The organism is Streptomyces capoamus, assembly GCF_014654935.1.
GTDB classification, from domain to species: domain Bacteria; phylum Actinomycetota; class Actinomycetes; order Streptomycetales; family Streptomycetaceae; genus Streptomyces; species Streptomyces capoamus.
Genome location: NZ_BNBF01000141.1, coordinates 1 through 519, shown reverse-complemented (window position 1 = coordinate 519; position 519 = coordinate 1). Strand labels below are relative to the sequence as shown.

The following is a 519-nucleotide window of genomic DNA, read 5'->3' as shown; positions in this document are numbered from 1 at the left end:
TTGTCGAAGATAAAAGTACATCAAATCCATATGAAGTTTTCCCATGAGCAGATTGTATCCATTGGGCAAATATAGGTTCGATCAAGATTTGTTTTTCGGGAGTACCAAAAGCAAGCATGACGTCGTTATGAACATAAAGTCCCAAAGTATGGAACCCTAGAAAGAGGCTGGCCCAACTTAAATGGGATATGATAGCTTCTTTATGGTCTAACATTCTTGCTAATACGTTATCCTCATTCTGTTCTGGATTGTAATCTCTAATAAAAAAGATAGCTCCATGAGCAAAAGCTCCTGTCATGATGAATCCTGCAATATATTGGTGATGGGTATATAACGCAGCTTGAGTCGTAAAATCTTGCGCTATGAACGCATAAGCAGGTAAAGAGTACATGTGTTGAGCTACCAAGGAAGTAATAACTCCTAAGGAGGCTAGAGCAAGGCCTAATTGAAAATGAATCGAATTATTGATTGTGTCATAAAGACCCTTATGCCCACGCCCCAATCGTCCTCCCGGAGGAA

General features: G+C 39.9%; 1 protein-coding gene. It reads right to left on the bottom strand.

The features are described 5' to 3' along the window. On the bottom strand, positions 1-519 hold a 519-nt coding region (locus tag IE312_RS44975; RefSeq protein ID WP_229900964.1), incomplete at both ends, for a photosystem I psaA/psaB family protein.